This is a genomic window from Fischerella thermalis PCC 7521 (assembly GCF_000317225.1).
Lineage (GTDB): Bacteria > Cyanobacteriota > Cyanobacteriia > Cyanobacteriales > Nostocaceae > Fischerella > Fischerella thermalis.
The window spans coordinates 1-17,494 of sequence record NZ_AJLL01000077.1 but is presented as its reverse complement, the minus strand read 5'-3'; the positions used below and the strand labels follow the sequence as shown (position 1 = coordinate 17,494).

18 protein-coding genes are annotated in these 17,494 nt (G+C 41.3%); 17 read left to right on the top strand and 1 reads right to left on the bottom strand.

Annotated features, from left to right (window positions below):
* Positions 1–48: 48 nt before the first annotated feature.
* The gene (locus UYK_RS0116165; RefSeq protein WP_009454983.1) at positions 49–1,254 is read right to left on the bottom strand and encodes a response regulator; all 1,206 of its coding nucleotides are present in this window, start codon (positions 1,252–1,254) and stop codon (positions 49–51) included.
* A gap of 1,729 nt (positions 1,255–2,983) precedes the next feature.
* On the opposite strand from UYK_RS0116165, the gene UYK_RS26820 reads away from it, so the two are divergent.
* The 17 genes from UYK_RS26820 (at position 2,984) to UYK_RS0116080 (ending at position 17,171) form a co-directional block, all read left to right on the top strand.
* The gene (locus UYK_RS26820) at positions 2,984–3,154 is read left to right on the top strand and encodes a hypothetical protein (protein WP_009454981.1); all 171 of its coding nucleotides are present in this window, start codon (positions 2,984–2,986) and stop codon (positions 3,152–3,154) included.
* 7 nt (positions 3,155–3,161) lie between these two features.
* Positions 3,162–4,109 carry an RluA family pseudouridine synthase gene (locus tag UYK_RS0116155; protein ID WP_009454980.1) on the top strand — a complete coding sequence of 316 codons (948 nt, stop codon included), beginning with the start codon at positions 3,162–3,164 and terminating at the stop codon, positions 4,107–4,109.
* Between the two features lie 657 nt (positions 4,110–4,766).
* Positions 4,767–5,285, top strand: coding sequence for a phycocyanin/phycoerythrocyanin subunit beta (locus tag UYK_RS0116150; protein ID WP_009454979.1), 519 nt, complete (start codon positions 4,767–4,769; stop codon positions 5,283–5,285).
* Between the two features lie 170 nt (positions 5,286–5,455).
* The gene (locus UYK_RS0116145; RefSeq protein ID WP_197672419.1) at positions 5,456–5,947 is read left to right on the top strand and encodes a phycocyanin alpha subunit; all 492 of its coding nucleotides are present in this window, start codon (positions 5,456–5,458) and stop codon (positions 5,945–5,947) included.
* A gap of 232 nt (positions 5,948–6,179) precedes the next feature.
* On the top strand, positions 6,180–7,019 hold the full coding sequence (locus UYK_RS0116140; RefSeq protein WP_009454970.1) for a phycobilisome linker polypeptide: 840 nt from the start codon (positions 6,180–6,182) through the stop codon (positions 7,017–7,019).
* Between the two features lie 151 nt (positions 7,020–7,170).
* Positions 7,171–7,944 (top strand): HEAT repeat domain-containing protein, encoded by a 774-nt coding sequence (locus tag UYK_RS0116135; RefSeq protein WP_009454968.1) that lies wholly within the window; start codon positions 7,171–7,173, stop codon positions 7,942–7,944.
* An 89-nt stretch (positions 7,945–8,033) separates the two neighbouring features.
* Positions 8,034–8,663, top strand: coding sequence for a HEAT repeat domain-containing protein (locus UYK_RS0116130; RefSeq protein WP_009454966.1), 630 nt, complete (start codon positions 8,034–8,036; stop codon positions 8,661–8,663).
* Between the two features lie 679 nt (positions 8,664–9,342).
* Positions 9,343–9,861, top strand: coding sequence for a phycocyanin subunit beta (locus UYK_RS0116125; protein WP_009454964.1), 519 nt, complete (start codon positions 9,343–9,345; stop codon positions 9,859–9,861).
* Positions 9,862–9,936: 75 nt separating this feature from the next.
* On the top strand, positions 9,937–10,428 hold the full coding sequence (gene cpcA / locus UYK_RS0116120; RefSeq protein ID WP_172451495.1) for a phycocyanin subunit alpha: 492 nt from the start codon (positions 9,937–9,939) through the stop codon (positions 10,426–10,428).
* Between the two features lie 150 nt (positions 10,429–10,578).
* Complete coding sequence (locus tag UYK_RS0116115) at positions 10,579–11,445, top strand: phycobilisome linker polypeptide (RefSeq protein ID WP_009454961.1); 867 nt, start codon at positions 10,579–10,581, stop codon at positions 11,443–11,445.
* Positions 11,446–11,708: 263 nt separating this feature from the next.
* Positions 11,709–11,948, top strand: a complete 240-nt coding sequence (locus UYK_RS0116110; RefSeq protein ID WP_009454960.1) for a phycobilisome linker polypeptide — start codon at positions 11,709–11,711, stop codon at positions 11,946–11,948.
* A gap of 16 nt (positions 11,949–11,964) precedes the next feature.
* Complete coding sequence (locus UYK_RS0116105) at positions 11,965–12,795, top strand: HEAT repeat domain-containing protein (protein WP_016871768.1); 831 nt, start codon at positions 11,965–11,967, stop codon at positions 12,793–12,795.
* Positions 12,796–12,941: 146 nt separating this feature from the next.
* The gene (locus UYK_RS0116100) at positions 12,942–13,559 is read left to right on the top strand and encodes a HEAT repeat domain-containing protein (protein WP_009454958.1); all 618 of its coding nucleotides are present in this window, start codon (positions 12,942–12,944) and stop codon (positions 13,557–13,559) included.
* Between the two features lie 104 nt (positions 13,560–13,663).
* Positions 13,664–14,503 carry a phycobilisome rod-core linker polypeptide gene (locus UYK_RS0116095; protein WP_009454957.1) on the top strand — a complete coding sequence of 280 codons (840 nt, stop codon included), beginning with the start codon at positions 13,664–13,666 and terminating at the stop codon, positions 14,501–14,503.
* Between the two features lie 101 nt (positions 14,504–14,604).
* Complete coding sequence (locus tag UYK_RS0116090) at positions 14,605–15,348, top strand: phycobilisome rod-core linker polypeptide (protein ID WP_016871767.1); 744 nt, start codon at positions 14,605–14,607, stop codon at positions 15,346–15,348.
* Positions 15,349–15,557: 209 nt separating this feature from the next.
* On the top strand, positions 15,558–16,292 hold the full coding sequence (locus UYK_RS0116085) for a phycobilisome rod-core linker polypeptide (RefSeq protein ID WP_009454955.1): 735 nt from the start codon (positions 15,558–15,560) through the stop codon (positions 16,290–16,292).
* A gap of 117 nt (positions 16,293–16,409) precedes the next feature.
* The gene (locus UYK_RS0116080) at positions 16,410–17,171 is read left to right on the top strand and encodes a phycobilisome rod-core linker polypeptide (protein ID WP_009454953.1); all 762 of its coding nucleotides are present in this window, start codon (positions 16,410–16,412) and stop codon (positions 17,169–17,171) included.
* Positions 17,172–17,494 lie beyond the last annotated feature (323 nt).

Sequence of the window (17,494 nt, the reverse complement as noted above, 5' to 3'; positions counted from 1 at the left end):
TGACACAATAGCCTGTGCATCTACAATTCATACTTAAATTTTTTACACCTACTTAATGTGTTGAAATACTTCTTTAAGTAAGTCTGCCTGTGTAAAAGGTTTACTCAAATAGCCTGATGCCCTCACAAGTTTGGCTCTAGCTTTATCGATAAAACCTGTTCTACCTGTAATCATGATTATAGGTGTATCTTTAAAATGAGAATGTTTCCGTACCAATGAACACAATTCATAACCATCTAAGTTTGGCATTTCAATATCTAGTAAAATCAAATCTGGTTTGAGACGAATAATTTGCATTAAAGCCTTGAGTGGATCGTTAATACCCACAACAGAAAACATTTGATCATCCAAAAATTTACTGATGGCATTTACGACAGCAGGACTGTCATCAATACAAAAAACTGTGTAGAGTTTTTTATCAACATTTGGTCGAGAAATTTGTGGACGATTACTGTTATTAGTATTAACAGGATGAGGTAAGACATTATTCAACCTTGGTTTAGGCAAAGGTTGCTGGCTTGGGGGGACAACATGGAGATGCTGTTGCTGTCCAGAATTGGGTGTACTTTCCCCCTTGGATGTCCTTTGGGGAGTTTGTTGTGGGCAGTTAGCTGCAAATTCCGAAGCTGATTGATGATTGAGATGGCGTCTTTCCAAAGAAGCTGGCTGCGGTGGCGCTGCATCAGCACTGGATCTTTCTGATTTACCACTGGGGATGGATGCATAGCTAGGCGATCGCCTTTGGCAACGTTCCACCAGCAAACGCACATCTAAATGGCAGAACTTGGGCATTTCATCCAAAAAGCTTTCAGGAGCAAATTCATAACTCCCCTCTTTTAACAATAAAAACGACTCTAAAACTTCTAGCGCCAATTGTTCCACCAAGATTCCGGCTTGAGCTGGGGTGATATATTTCTGATTAACTAACCAGCAAATAGCTAGATAGTCAGGATTGGGTATTGCTTGATTCTCAATCCCGGTTTCAAAAATTGCCCGCAATTGCTCTTTGATGCCATTGTGGAGAGTAGGTATTTTTTGGCTTAAACGCTGCAAGTGCTTGTAAAGCAACTCAAACATTTTTTCTGTACAGCACGCATAAATTAATTTACCCTCCTCCACATAGATTGACCAAGAACCAGAAGCGGTAAAAACTTGTAAACAACCAGCAGTGGATTTACTAGTTATTTTCTTCAGTAGAAATAACGGCTGTAACGATTGATAAAACCTGTATCTATTAATAGGGAGTATCTTCATGGCTACGGCTCTCAAATAAACTCAAAATTGACAAATGCAAATGGCTCTACTTGTTGCCATGAAACAGCGCCTGCATATTGCACTTACTTAACATTAGCTTATGGCGTGGGTGCATATACCCACATAAAAAGATAAAAAATGCCTAAAGTAGATAATTCGTCTCAAAAAACAATAGCAAAAATTGCTAACACAGCCATATTAAGGTGATTTAGTGCTTTGTACAGACTCTGTTGTTGGTTTTTGAAGCAAAATGGAATCGCAGGTAGCATACAAGCAGGCTGTTAAAGATTTAATCCATAAATTTGATAAGTAATGTGACTTAGTAATTAACTAGCCCAAAATCGATCATTTTTGAGCAGAGTGTAGGGCATTTTGTCAATACTGAGATTTCATCGTCACTAATTTTGCGATCGCATTCACCAAAAATGGCTGAAGGCTATAGATGACACGGATAATGTAAAAAATTATGCCTTTCACCCTATCCTTTAAACGTCAGGTGTACTTAATGAGGAAACCTTTAAGGGTAAACTTGCTTACCTTTCACCCACATTTTGCATGAATTTTAATGGTGGAGTAAAAGATGGAGTAGTGATTGGCTCCCAAGAAGGCAATTTCTTCATATGTTTGAAAACACCCTCTAAAGTATTGTCTTAATGAAAAGAAAGTTTGCCCTGATGAACTGGATGAGTAGCTACCGTAGTGAATTACAACTATTAAATTTGATGATTGTGGTGTAACTCAAGTAATTTACTCCATATTTAAAAATAAAATTATCTTCCTTACTTTTAGATTACTCTAATTTCAACAAAAAAAATAAAAGAAGCATGAAAAATCCTATGAAGAAGTAAAGATATTGTGAAATAGAAGTTATTGTCATGAGTAACAAAAGATTTATCTATAAAGTTTCTCGTTGCAAGTATCGATACTTAAGTTTACAAAAATGTACAACTTAATTTAATGTTTGAGTTTGTTGTATTTATTGCATTCATGATTTTATTAGTTTCTTACCAATTAATTCTTTCTCATTTTGTTTTTGCTGATACATTTATATATTTTGGAACTTTGTTCTGCTCAGCAATTATAACCAAATAAATACTCTTGATAGTTCATGTTGAGAAACAGAGAAATACTAAGGTAATTGTAATGATGTATGCATTATAAGCCTATTGATAGGATTTTATTTAGCCAAAATGGCATTATCTTAACTGTGTTAATTTTAATTTTTTGCACAGCTATTGGTGGTTACAAAGCTACAACTGAAGTTAGTGCGTTCACAAGCATCAGTAGTAACTAAAGAAAAAGTCACAAACTCAAGCTTCCTATCCAAGCCATCAAATCAACCGAGTAAAGCTGGATAGTTGATTTAGGTATCTTTGATACAAATAGAAGGTTTGTTTTCAATCAATAAAGATAAAACTAAGAACTATCACTTAGATTTAAAAATTAAAGTTTATCCGGATAGCATCATATAAATAGTGTATTTTAATAGTATTTTTTGACTGCCCATATAGTAATAGTGCAGCGCAGTCAAAATAACGACGCAGCAAATTAAGAGCTAAATTAGCTCAAATATGGGCATGAAATATTCGCCTTTTGAAAAGCAGTTTCTTATACAAAATCTAGTCAAGAAACATGTAAGATGCGAAACTCAGTTATTCAACATTATCCACATCTAAAATAACTGCATATATTTTCTCTTGTCCAACAACAATAAACTTGAAATTAGATTATGACAATGGGTGCAATACCAGCATTGCTCTCACCCCCCACTATGAAAATTGAGCAAAGTGTCAAGCGTAAGGGAGACAAGAAGAATGATAAAGTTATCAGTCAACCACCTCACAAAACTTTCTGCTATTCTCCAGAAAAGCTAAACTACAAAAACTGGAGATTAGACTAATACAACTGTGACCGAAATTAGTTTACAAGTAGAAGAACAGGGAGAACGCCTTGACCGCTACCTGACCGAAAGATTGACAGACTTATCTCGTTCCCGCGTCCAACAATTAATTGAACAGGGTCAGGTTCAACTCAACGGCAAAATTTGCACATCGAAAAAGACTAGTGTGAAACAGGGCGATCGCATTTGCTTAGAAATTCCCCCAGCAGAACCTCTCGAACTGACAGCACAAGACATTCCCCTAGACATTCTCTACGAAGACGACCAACTATTAATTCTCAATAAACCTGCGGGCTTAGTTGTCCATCCTGCACCCGGTCATCCCGATGGCACATTGGTTAACGCCATTTTAGCTCATTGTCCCAATTTACCCGGCATAGGGGGTGTGCAGCGTCCAGGAATTGTGCATCGATTAGATAAAGATACAACAGGGGCGATCGCAATTGCTAAAACTGAATTTGCCCATCAGCATCTCCAAGCACAACTCAAAGCTAAAACTGCACAACGAGAATATCTAGGTGTTGTCTACGGTGTCCCAAAAACTGAAAACGGTACAATTGACTTACCCATCGGTCGCCATCCAGTAGATCGAAAAAAAATGGCTGTTGTCTCACCAGAAAAAGGTGGAAGACCTGCAACTACCCATTGGCGAATACTTGAACGTCTGGGCAACTATACATTAATGCACTTTCAATTGGAAACCGGACGTACCCATCAAATTCGTGTCCACAGCGCCCACATAGGTCATCCCATCGTCGGCGATCCTGTTTATAGTTCTGGCCGTTCGGTGGGTGTGAATTTACCGGGACAAGCACTCCATGCATGGCGACTCAGGTTACAGCATCCGGTCTCTGAAGAATGGATCGAAGTCACTGCACCTATTCCTCAAACCTTCAAGACTCTCTTAGAAGTTTTGAAAAGACGGGTGACCACTGCCGATAAAAATTACAAATGAGAAATCTTTACGAATCTTCTTTACTCATCTTTACATAACTTTACATATTTATCATTCATCAAAGCTTCAGTAAACTTGTGAGATGTTTACTTTTAACCACTATTTTTGAGAAAATTCCAGATTTAGATTTTAAGTATTTTGGCTGAAATAAAAAATCAATAAAATCGTTACATACAATGCAGATTTTTTAATTGCATCTTCTTCAAGAAAGATAGAAAAACTTTATTTTTTTTCAGACCAAAATAACATTCAATGTAACTTTTACTACTATTAATCCTATGGAACAAAAACATGAAGTTAGATTAACAAAAATTTCATAATGTAAAGCAAGGATTTAAGTCATAAGTATATAAGCCTGCCGATTCATAGGTTTCACTAAATAATCTAGATTTTTACACTTATTAAATAAAGTTCATAAAAAAAGGCTGCAAGCCAAATATAAAATACGAACTAGGTCAGAAAGCAATTTAAAAATATCAAGACAATAAAGATTTCTCGTGCTAAATATTTGCGCGTATAAATCATATTAATTTGATTTTTATGTGCAATATTTGCTAGAAATTTTCATGCCTATTTGTCTGGAATATCTGATTGCTTCTACCAAAACAAGCTGATTTAATGGCTTTAATTTGCTGCTGTGAACACTAGGAGAAAAAAATGCTTGATGCTTTTTCCAGAGTAGTTGAACAAGCTGATAAAAAAGGTGCTTATTTAAGCGGTGACGAAATCAACGCTCTGCAAGGAATGGTTGCTGATAGCAACAAGCGCTTAGACGTTGTTAATAGACTCACCAGCAATGCTTCCTCCATTGTTGCTAATGCTTATCGTGCTTTAGTAGCAGAACGCCCCCAAGTCTTCAATCCTGGTGGTGCTTGCTTTCATCATCGTAATCAGGCTGCATGTATCCGCGATTTAGGATTTATTCTGCGCTACGTTACCTACTCTGTACTAGCAGGTGATTCCAGTGTGATGGATGATCGCTGCTTGAATGGTTTACGTGAAACCTATCAAGCTCTTGGTACTCCAGGTGATGCTGTAGCTTCTGGAATTCAAAAAATGAAAGAAGCTGCCCTCAAAATTGCTAACGATCCTAATGGCATTACCAGAGGTGATTGCAGTCAGTTAATGTCTGAAGTTGCCAGCTATTTTGACCGCGCTGCTTCGGCGGTTGCTTAAAAATTTTTTTGGTTGTAGATTGCACTTTTTGTAAGTATCCTTTGTCTGCCTGGGTCATTTGTAATTGCAAAGGATATGAATATAAAAGTTGCATGTACAACTTGTTTTCATAAATTTTTGGCAAGACTTTTTTGAGTTCTTTTAGTTAGCAATTTTTGGAGATTAATTAAATCATGAAAACCCCATTAACTGAAGCGATCGCCGCTGCTGATGTTCGCGGTTCTTATCTGAGCAACACTGAACTCCAAGCAGTATTTGGTCGTTTTAACCGCGCTCGTGCTGGCTTAGAAGCAGCTAAAGCATTTGCTAACAACGGCCAAAAATGGGCAGAAGCAGCAGCCAATCACGTTTATCAAAAATTCCCCTACACCACCCAAATGCAAGGGCCTCAGTACGCTTCTACCCCAGAAGGTAAATCTAAGTGCGTACGTGATATTGACCATTACTTACGTACTATCAGCTATTGCTGCGTAGTTGGTGGCACTGGCCCCTTGGATGAGTACGTAGTTGCAGGCTTAAAAGAATTCAACAGCGCTCTTGGCTTGTCTCCCAGCTGGTACGTAGCGGCTCTAGAATTTGTCCGTGACAATCATGGTTTGACAGGTGATGTTGCTGGTGAAGCCAACACCTATATCAACTATGCAATTAATGCATTGAGCTAAATCCACACAGCAAGTGTCCTTTGTCCTTCTTTGATGGCTAATGGCTAATCGAGACTGGTTAGTAGTTAGTAATTGTTGATCGTTAATAGTTGTTTGTTGTCTGGAACAACTAACAACCAACAACTAACAACCAACAACTAACAACTAGCAAGAGTGCAATTAGCAATTAGCCATTCGTTGTATTTGAGAAAAGAAACAATAAAAAATTCGCAAATATGGAGCGATTGTCAAGATGACTACTTCAGTCGCAGAACGTCTAGCAATTAGAGATGAGATCGGCAAAAAAATAGAACTGCGCCAAAATTGGACTGAAGATGAATTGCAGCTAGTATTTCGAGCTGCCTATGAGCAAATTTTTGGTCGCCAAGGTGTGTATGCTAGCCAGAGATTTACTAGCGCTGAAGCAATGCTACGTAACGGCAAAATCAGCGTTAAACAATTTGTGGAAATTTTGGCAAAATCTGAGTTTTACAGAGAATGTTTCTTTTACAAAAACTCCCAAGTGCGGTTCATTGAATTGAACTATAAGCATTTGTTGGGACGCGCACCCTACGATCAATCAGAAATTGCATACCACACAGACCTTTACGCTTCTAGCGGTTACTATGCCGAAATAGAATCGTACATTTACAGTTCTGAATATGACAATGCCTTCGGTAATTATGTTGTTCCTTATTACCGGGGATTTCAGTCAATTCCTGGTATGAAAACGGTAGGATTTAACCGTATATTCGAGCTTTATCGTGGCAGAGGTAACAGCGACAACGCTCAATTTGGTGGTAAAAGTTCGCGCTTACGCTCGAAAATCGCGATGAACATGTCCAACATGATTTCGCCACCATCATCCCCAGGACTTGGATTTACATCAATTGCACCAACTTTGATTAGTTCTCCTGTATTGGGAGATAATCGCATGTTCCTCATCGAAGCGATCGCTGGTGGATTGAACACAAAAGTTGCAGTGCGTCGTAGCAGACAAGTTTACACCGTACCCTATGAGCGACTCTCAGCTACCTACCAAGAAATTCACAAGCGTGGCGGTAAGATAGTCAAGATTACGCCAGCCTCTTAGAAGATGGGGGGATAGGGTGATGGGGAGATGGGGGGATAAATAAATATATTCTTCCTACCTCCCCACTGCCCCTAATCCCCAACGCCAGGTGCTTTATGCCGGTGAGTTCCCCGCCTCCCCATATCTCTCACTTTTAACTTTTGACTTGCTTATGACTGCTGCATATTCTGCCGAACCCATTCTTTCAAAAGAAGCAGCGATCGCAGCACTAAAGAGCGAAGATAACCAAATTCGTTATTACGCTGCTTGGTGGTTAGGAAAACATCAAGTGCAAGCAAGTTGTACAGCGTTGTGTGAAGCCCTGTTTGATGAACGCTATCGCATTCCATCAGGAGGCTATCCCCTACGTCGTCAAGCTGCACGTGCTTTAGGGCAATTAAAGAATCCACAAGCAGTACCAGCGTTAATTGCTGCACTTGCATGTGATGATGATCTGCACCTGCGGGAAGCAGTTATTCAAGCTTTAGCAGCGATTGGCGACCAGCGGGCTGTTGAGCCATTGCTGAAACTGCTACAATCTCATCAACAGCAACCGCTAGAAGCCTTGATAGAAGCGCTAGCGACTTTACAAGTATGGTCTGCTCGTCCTCAAATAGAACCCTTTCTCAATCACACTTCCGAGCGAGTACAATGTGCTGCGGCACGCTATTTGTTTGTTTTAACCCAAGAACCCCAGTACATAGAACGTATTATTAATAATTTGAATCATGACAATATGTATTTGCGCTGGGCAGCCATATTTGATTTAGGAGCCGTTGGTCATCGTCAAGCAATAACTGCGATTTTAGCTGCTCGGGTTCCTAACAGTTTAAAGTTATTAAATTTGAAACGCATTTTGGAAGCCCTATTAGATAACGAACGAGCTGACAAGGAAACAACTGAGTTCATTTTTCGGGCAATTGATGATTTGTTAATTCAACTTTGAGGTAGGGAATCGGTAATAGGTAATAGGTAATTGATGGTTTTTCCCTATTACCTATTACACCTTTTTTATGTCTGCAATCTTTAACAATCATGAATACACAGAATGTAAATACCGAGCAACTAATTTCGCAATTAAATAATGCTTCGCTACCAACTGATGCGATATCTGCAATTGCTGCTCTATCAGCTAGGGAAATTACGGAAAATAAGGCGATTTCAGCTTTAATTCAAGCTTTTAGCCATCATCACCCTTCTGTGGGTAAAGCGGCAGTTGAAGCATTAGTAAAGCTAGCACCTGCAAGCGTAGAACCACTGATTTTTGCTTTCCGTAATTCTCCTGATCAGGGCGTGCAGGCTTATATTATTCAGGCTCTAGCACTAATTGGTGACGAGCGAGCAGTTGATTTGTTAGCAGAAGTTGTTGGCACAGAAGTAGCTAACCACTGCCAAGGAAATGTCCGTCGGATTGCCGCACGCGGATTAGGAAAGATAGGGAGGACTGCTAAGCAACCGGAAGTCATCCGCTATGCTGTCGAAAAACTCACTTGGGCTTTACTGACTCCAGAAGATTGGGGACTACGTTATGCTGCTGCAGTTTCTCTACAGGAAATTGGCACACCAGCAGCTCATACTGCCTTACAGACGTCACTAAATCAAGAAACAGACAAAGTAGTGCGATCGCGCATTACAATGGCTGCGACAAAAAATCTGCCAGATTAACTACGGACTGGAAATATATAAATTAGCAGGATGAGAGGAATTAATTTTTTTGCTACCCCAACTCTCCTCCTGCTTGTTCTGCTTTCAAAACTCAATTACTTCCAACTCCTTATCTTCATCTGTGGCGACAAATTTCTGCAACTAATAGCAATATTTAGAATTTTTTTGTTAAAAATTCTTAACATATAAGGATGTATCTATCAAAGTCATGTAGAACTTGAATAGGTTGTTTCGTATAGATAATGAGCAAAAATTAAGAAAATCTAAGCAAAGAAAAGTTGCGTCTTATCTTGCTGTTTTGTGAAGTAGCGTTAAGAAAAAAAGCACTATTTCTCAGTTAAAGTCCTTGCATGTAAAGGTTTTGAGGCTTTTCTTATTGGTATATCTCATTTATTCATAATTTGTAACAAATAATGCCCCTGTAGCGTTGTATAAACATAAGCTGGAGGGGTTAATTAACAGGCAAAAGTTAAAGGTGGCAATCAATTCGTAAAGTTTGCCAGTTTCTCATAAAATCACCCCAGTTTCTCATTTTTCTGATTCTGTTTGCAGAGCAGAAAAGTGAAGAGCAAAAGAGAAACGCCCTTGTTTAACGTCTGTTACAGACCAATCCAAATTGATAAAACAATTCCAGTTTTAATCAAGACAGCACTCAACTAAGGAATTAGGAGAATCTTCCATGTTAGACGCATTTGCCAAGGTGGTTTCTCAAGCTGACTCCAGAGGCGAATTTCTGAACAACGAGCAACTCGATGCTCTGACCAACCTAGTTAAGGACGGCAACAAGCGCCTGGATGTAGTCAACCGCATCACCAGCAATGCTTCCACCATCGTTACCAACGCTGCTCGTTCTTTGTTTGAAGAGCAACCTCAATTGATTTCTCCTGGTGGAAACGCTTACACCAACCGTCGCATGGCTGCTTGCCTCCGCGATATGGAAATCATCTTGCGCTATGTTACCTACGCTATCCTCGCAGGTGACGCAAGCGTTCTTGACGATCGTTGCTTAAATGGCTTGCGCGAAACCTACCAAGCTCTGGGAACTCCCGGTTCTTCTGTAGCAGTTGGTGTTCAGAAAATGAAAGAAGCTGCGATCAACATTGCTAACGACCCCAATGGTATCACCAAGGGTGATTGCAGTCAGTTAATGTCTGAAGTAGCTAGCTACTTTGATCGCGCTGCTGCTGCTGTTGCGTAATAAACATAAAAAAAGCCCAGAACCAAAAAGCTAGGTATCCAGGCAAAAAATTACGAAACGTTAAGGAGATTTAACATCATGAAAACACCCATTACCGAAGCAATCGCAGCTGCTGATACCCAAGGACGTTTTCTCAGCAACACCGAACTTCAGGCTGTTCGTGGTCGTTTAGAGCGTGCTACCGCTAGCATGGAAGCTGCTCGTGCTTTGACCTCCAACGCTCAGCGCTTGATTGATGGTGCAGCTCAAGCTGTATACCAAAAATTCCCCTACACTACCCAAATGAGTGGCCCTCAGTACGCTGCTGATTCTCGTGGTAAATCAAAGTGCGCTCGTGACATCGGCCACTACCTGCGGATGGTAACCTACTGCCTAGTTGCTGGTGGTACTGGTCCAATGGATGAATACCTAATTGCTGGTTTGGATGAAATCAACAGTGCTTTTGAATTGTCTCCCAGCTGGTATGTAGAAGCTCTGAAGTACATCAAAGCTAACCACGGTTTGAGTGGTCAAGCTGCTAACGAAGCCAACACCTACATTGATTACGCGATCAACGCTCTTAGCTAGATAGCGATCCGGCCCGGAGAGGGATGCAGCTGTGTGGGATCACCAAGCAGTTGGATCTAGCTCCGGGCATAGTTTTATCTGGGGATTGATAAAAAAATATTTATTTCAGACACGCAGAAGTTAAGCGTGTGAATAAATAGGGGGAAAATAATGCCGATTACAGCAGCAGCATCCAGGCTAGGAACAGAAGCCTTTAGCAGCACAAGCGCAGCTAAAGTTGAGTTACGCCCCAATGCAAGCAGAGATGATGTAGAAGCAGTAATTCGAGCCGTATATCGGCAAGTATTGGGTAATGACTACATCATGGCATCAGAACGCTTGAAGAGTGCAGAATCACTCCTGCGGGACGGGAACCTGACAGTGCGGGAGTTCGTGCGTAGCGTTGCTAAGTCAGAACTCTACAAGAAGAAATTTTTCTACAACAGCTTCCAAACCCGGTTTATTGAACTCAACTACAAGCATTTATTGGGTCGCGCTCCCTACGATGAGTCTGAGGTGATTTTCCACTTAGACTTGTACCAAAACCAAGGGTACGATACTGAAATTGACTCCTACATAGATTCAATTGAATATCTGAATAACTTCGGCGACAACATTGTCCCCTACTATCGCGGTTTTGAGATTCAAACCGGACAAAAAACAGCTGGCTTTACTCGGATGTTCCGTTTGTATCGGGGTTATGCCAACAGCGATCGCGCCCAAGTAGAAGGCACTAAAACTCGTCTTGCCCGTGAACTAGCAACCAATAGCACTTCCTCAGTTGTTGGACCATCTGGTAGCAATGCTAACTGGAGTTACCGTGCAAGCGCGGATGTGACTCCCAGAAAAAACATGGGAAATGCTGTAGGAGAGAGCGATCGCGTTTATCGCATCGAAGTTACCGGACAGCGCAATCCTGGCTTCCCCAGCGTACGCCGTAGTAGCTACGCCGTGGTTGTACCTTACGAGCGTCTTTCGGACAAGATTCAGCAAATTGTCCGTCAAGGCGGCAAAATCGTTAGTGTCACCCCAGCATAAGATTGGTGGTAATTCATCGATTTGATACCAAATACTTCTCTCTCAACGTCATTTCCCTAAAGGGAGAGGCTGCGCGAACACCCGTATAAAAGTTAGTAGTGAGGAGCTATGGGTTAAGAATTATGAGTCATGAGTTATGAGTTATGGGTTGAAGAAAATATAAACTTCAAAACTCCTAATTCTTAACTCCTAATTCTTAACTCCTAGCTCCTAACTCCTTAACAATTGCCCAAAAGCTAATCTTACAGGAGAGGTTAACAAAAATGTTCGGTCAAACCACAGTTGGTGCTAATGGCATTTCTAGTGCAAACAGCCGGATGTTTCGTTATGAAGTCGTAGGCTTGCGGCAAAACGAAGAAAACGACAAAAATAACTACAACATCCGCAACAGTGGCAGTGTATTCATGACTGTGCCATACAACCGCATGAATGAAGAAATGCAGCGGATCACTCGTATGGGCGGCAGAATCGTTAAAATCGAGCCTTTAACGACAGCGGAATAAAACTAACGCTTTGGCAATGATTGAACCAAGTGCAGAAGCATATTCTGCCGAAAATGCTCCGCCCTTAACAAAAGAGCAAGCGATCGCTAACCTGCAATCTCCAGATTTAAGTCTCCGCTATTATGCCGCTTGGTGGCTAGGTAAAAACCGCGTCCGGGATCAAGCTGTTGTAGATGCTCTGATTGTGGCATTAGAAGATGAAGCCGACAGAACAGAAATGGGCGGCTATCCTCTACGCCGTAATGCTGCAAGAGCATTAGGAAAATTGGGCGACATGCGAGCCGTACCAAGTTTAATTAAGTCCTTGGAATGCTCTGATTTTTATGTGCGCGAAGCCGCTGCCCAATCCTTAGCAACACTAAAAGACATAGCTGCTGCCCCAGCACTGATGCAATTGCTCAATGGTGGAGTAGCAGCAGCCGTGCCAGTACCAGGACGGCCACACTTGACCCAGCCCTACGAAGCAGTATTAGAAGCCTTGGGAGCTATTGGTGCAACTGAGGCTATTTCCCTAATAGAACCTTTCCTTGACCATCCAGTACCACGAGTGCAGTGTGCAGCAGCAAGAGCAATGTACCAGCTGACACAAGACGCCAAATATGGACAGCGTTTAGTGCAAGTTTTGGACAGCAACGACTTAAAATTGCGCCGCGTTGCCTTAGGAGATTTGGGTGCCATAGGTTATTTACCAGCAGCAGATGCGATCGCGAACGCCAAAGTCGAAAATAGCTTCAAACTGATAGCCCTCAAAGGTTTACTGGAACATCAACTTCAACAGGAGTTAGATGTTTCCTCTCTTTCTGAGGATGCTATTCGGGTAATGAACTTGATGGATTCACTTTTGTAGTGATTGGTTAGTGGTTAGTGGTGAGTCAGCGACGGGAACGCAGGGGGTCTCCCCCATGAGCGACTGACGAACCCGAAGGGTTAGTGGTTATTGGTCAAAGAACCACTACTACTAACTACTAACTACTAACTACTAACTCTTGACCAATGACTAACACCCAACAATTAATTCGTGCCGTAGTAGAGGCAGACTCGCCAGCACGAATGATAGCGGCAGTACAAAAATTAGCAGCAGCGCAAGACGAAGCGGCAATTCCCACATTAATTGCCGTGTTTGGTTATAACAATCCAGCCGCAGCAATAGCAGCAGTAACTGGATTAACTCAGTTAGGAGAAGTAGCAGTACCACAGTTGCTAGAACAAATTGACGACTACAACTATGGCGCACGGGCTTATTCAATTCGTGCTTTAGCAGCGATCGCAGATCCCCGTGCCCTAGATGTATTATTAGCATCAGCTGCTAGCGATTTTGCTCCTAGCGTTCGTCGCGCCGCCGCCAAAGGTTTGGGAAATTTGCGTTTTCACAAACTGGAAAACCCACAACGCCAACAAGCGCAAGCAAAAGCATTGCAAACCCTAATGTTTATTTCTCAAGACCCTGATTGGTCAATTCGTTATGCCGCCGTTGTTGGTTTGCAAAGTCTAGCAAAAATACCCGAATTGCAACAGCAAATTTTAGCAAAATTTGCAGAAATCTTAGCTAATGATACCGAAGACTCACTTCGAGCCCGCGTGCAGTTAGCTCAAAAACAAGTATTGGGTTAGTTGTTAGTTCGTGGTTGATTGTTAATTGTTAATAACAAACAACAAACAACAAACAACTATTAACCAGTCTCTGCGAAACCCTAAAACAAGGTAACAATTTCAAGATGCCTATACCATTACTTGAATTTACTCCAACTACCCAAAATCAGCGTGTCGATGGCTACGAAGTAGCTGGCGAAGACACACCTACTATCTATCGGTTAGCAAACGCTACCTCCGATGCTGATATTGATGCCATCATCTGGGCAGCTTATCGGCAAATATTTAGCGAACACCTAATTTTAGAAAAATATCGTCAACCCTTCCTAGAATCGCAGTTAAGAAATCGGGCTATTAACGTCCGAGATTTTATTCGGGGATTGGGTAAATCCGATGTTTATCGTGATGAAGTAGCAGAAACCAATTCTAATTATCGTTTAGTAGACATCAGCTTCAAGCGGTTTTTGGGACGGGCTACCTACGGTAAAGATGAGCAAATTTCTTGGTCAATTGTCATTGCGACCAAAGGATTGCATGGTTTTATCGACGCCATTGTAGATTCTGAAGAGTATCGTCAAAACTTTGGTGACGACATCGTACCCTTCCAACGCCGACGCTTTAAAGACAGACCCTTTAACTTAGTCAACCCCCGCTACAGCGATTACTGGCGCGGTCGCTTAATTGAACAGTATCTCGGCGGGCGTTCCTTCTATCAAGTCGTTCGCTCCGGACAAGCTGTGCAACGAGGAGTTCGTCAAGCCATTCCAGCCAACTTCTTGTCAATGGCTGCCAGTGTCACACCAGGTGGAGCAGAATATCAACGCTCAAGCGATCGCGCGAGAAATATTGCCTCTAGTATCAAGATTCCTGACACCAGCCGCGAATCTACTACCCCGCCTCCAACCGTAAAACCCGCACAAGTTGCTTTACCTTATCGTTACATTCCTGGTAACAAAACAACCTAGAAAATGGGTAATAGGTAATGGGTAATGGGTAATAAGAAATCACCAATTACCAATCACCAATTACCAATCACCAATTACCAATCACCAATTACCAATTAACAATGTCAATACCACTACTCCAATACAAACCCAGTTCTCAAAACCAGCGTGTTCCTGGTTACGAAGTACCAAACGAAGATACTCCCAGAATTTATCGTCTAGAAGATTCTCCCACCGAAAGCGAAATCAAAGAATTAATTTGGGCTGGGTATCGGCAAATATTTAGCGAACACGAAAATCTCCAGTTTCATCGCCAAAAAAATTTAGAATCCCAGTTGAAGAATCGGGCAATTACTGTGCGTGACTTCATCCGGGGTTTGGCAAAATCAGAAGCTTATCGTCGTCTAGTAGTAGAGACAAACTCTAACTACCGCATTGTAGAAATTACTCTCAAACGCATTTTAGGTCGTGCGCCCTACAACAAAGACGAAGAAATAGCTTGGTCAATTACAATTGCCACCAAAGGTTTTAGCGGTTTTGTTGATGCTCTAGTAGATTCTGAAGAGTATCAAATCAATTTTGGTGATAACACTGTTCCCTACCAACGCCGTCGTTTTAAAGACAGACCATTTAATTTGGTAACACCTCGTTACGGTGATTACTGGCGTGATAAACAAGAAACTGAGCGCTATAAATGGGGTGATATTAATAACTTCTTGGATATGGCGAAGTCTATTGATATCAAAACAGTTTCTTACACACCAGTTAGCACTGCCAACATTCAAATCCCGGACACAACACGGCAGGAAAAACCGCGAGGTATCCCTGTTTCTATCAGTCCTAGTGCAAGTTTTCCTGTGCGTTAAGCTAAAGTAGTTAGTAGTTAGTAGTTAGTGGTTAACAACCAACAACTAACAACAAACAACTAACAACAAAAAATTAAGAGTGGGTCTGCTAAATCCAGTCATTGTTTCACACAGTTTAGAAGGTTGCAAGGTTTGCTTTTGAGAATTTTCTAAAGTGTAAATCTCACAACCTTCTAATGTGGCAAGTTATGTAAAAGGTGAATGGAAATATGGCACTACCTATACATACATACAAACCCACCACTCAAAATCAACGAGTTTGTAGTTTTGGAACGGCAGATTTAAATGAAGATAGTCCTTATATCTACCGTCTCGAAGATACAAATTCCAGTGGTGAAATTGCAGAACTGATTTGGGCAGCCTATCGTCAAGTATTTAACGAACAGGAAATCTTACAATTTAATCGTCAGATTGCTTTAGAAACACAACTGAAAAATCGCTCCATCACGGTACGTGATTTTATTCGTGGTTTGGCAAAATCTGGACGATTTTATCAGCTAGTAGTTGCAGCTAATAATAATTATCGGCTGGTAGAAATTTGTTTAAAGCGATTGTTGGGTCGCGCTCCCTACAATCAAGAAGAAGAAATTGCTTGGTCTATTCAAATCGCTACTCGCGGTTGGTCAGGATTCGTAGATGCGTTAATTGATAGTGAAGAGTACGAACAAGCTTTTGGTGATAATACCGTACCTTATCAACGCAAACGAATGTCAACAGATAGACCATTCAGCTTTACCCCGCGTTACGGTGAAGATTATCGCGATCGCGCGGGTATTGTTCAGACCAGTTGGATACATCATACTGAATGGTATGGGTTTTTGGCTCCATCGCCATACCCCAAGCAAGTGGATTGGAGGACAATATCAGCCGTAATTATCGGCCTGTCTGGAATAATCGCTTTCTTGCTCATACTAAACTGGTTTGTAAACAGTTCTGCTTTTTAACAAAATGCAGAAACTTAACTAAAAAATGAAAGAGGATTGATTTATAAATCAGACCTCATTCAGTTTTCAAGAGCAAGCTCTGTTTAATCTGTTGATAATTAAAGGGGAAAATTGCAAATGGCACTGCCATTACTTGAATACAAACCCAGCAGCCAAAATCATCGAGTCAAAAGCTTTGGGAAGGCTGACCTCAACGAAGATACACCGTATATTTACCGCCTAGAAGATGTCAGTTCTTTTTCTGACATGCAAGACATCATTTGGGCAGCTTATCGCCAAGTTTTCAGCGAACACGAGATTCTCAAGTTCAACCGCCAAAAGCACATCGAATCTCAACTGAAAAACGGCTCATTGACTGTACGCGACTTCATTCGTGGTTTGGCCAAGTCTGAAGCCTTCTACCGCTTGGTTGTTTCAGTTAACAATAATTACCGTCTTGTAGACATTTGCCTCAAGCGCTTTTTAGGTCGTTCTGCTTACAACAAAGAAGAAGAAATTGCTTGGTCTATTGTCATCGCCACTAAAGGTTTTGATGGTTTCGTTGATGCCTTATTAGATAGTGATGAATATACCGAAGCATTTGGTGATAACACCGTACCCTACCAGCGTAAGCGTTTGGTAGATCGTCCCCACAACTTGGTAACACCTCGCTACGGCGAAGATTTCCAAGAAAGTGCTGGTACTGTTACCACAGATTGGCGCTTCACCTTAGAGAAATTCTACAGCCGCAAGTTCCAAGAACGGCGACTGGCAGAAGGTGATCCACGTAAGTATGCCGATATGGCAGCCTCAATTAATGCTAAGGGCAACTACGCGCAAAACATTCGTGCGGCTGAGCTTGATTACATGAGCTTAGTACCAAATCGTAGTAGACGCTAAAATTCCTACTGCGATCGCTTGGAGTAAATACATCAAATTTATACTGGGTCTTGTTTCCCTGCTAATTTAGTGCCTGAGCATTGCGTTAGATGGAAATAAGACCCAGTAATTTTATATTTGGGTTGAAATCGTAGACGCGGAGCGGCTTCCCGCAGGGTACACAGATGCACACAGTTGATAGAGTGTTTCATCAATTCATCGCAAATTCTCTGTAAAAAAAACTCCGTGTTCCTTTGCGTTTACTCTGCGTCACTCTGCGTTTAAAACAAAAGCCCCTCCAGTTGGGAGGGGGCCTTTTTATGTATCTGACAAACTAGAGAAGA